General features: G+C 44.2%; 1 pseudogene. It reads right to left on the bottom strand.

The features are described from left to right. Positions 1-398, bottom strand: a pseudogene (locus C495_RS18245) (Eco57I restriction-modification methylase domain-containing protein); the annotation flags it as partial.

Here is a 398-nt window from a genome sequence, read left to right as displayed (position 1 = left end):
ACCTGAGTTTCTTCAACCTTGTATTTCACCATATTGGTCTCAATCTTCGTTCGCATCAAGAAGTCGAATGGGATGCTGTTGATCAATCCGACCGCACAGAACAATTCACGGTCGGTGAAAATCCGTTCATATGCGTTATGTAGATTCTCTTGTTCTAAGTGCTCTTCTTCTGGGTTAAGTTCGTACGGTCTAAAGAGTTGTACTGACTCAATGCACACTGCTCCCTTGGGAATTACCGATGCGACCATTGTTCGTTCGTTGGTCGAATTGGATATTTTTCGGTACCCAATCCGGTACTCTGTATAATCCGGAAGTACATCTGACTCAGAAAGCCCCTTGCCCCGCTTTTCTTTGAGTAGTTCATCAACGAACTGGACTTGAGACTTACTGGTGGTTTT

This window comes from Natronorubrum sulfidifaciens JCM 14089 (genome assembly GCF_000337735.1).
Lineage (GTDB): Archaea > Halobacteriota > Halobacteria > Halobacteriales > Natrialbaceae > Natronorubrum > Natronorubrum sulfidifaciens.
This window is presented reverse-complemented; position numbering and strand designations above follow the sequence as displayed.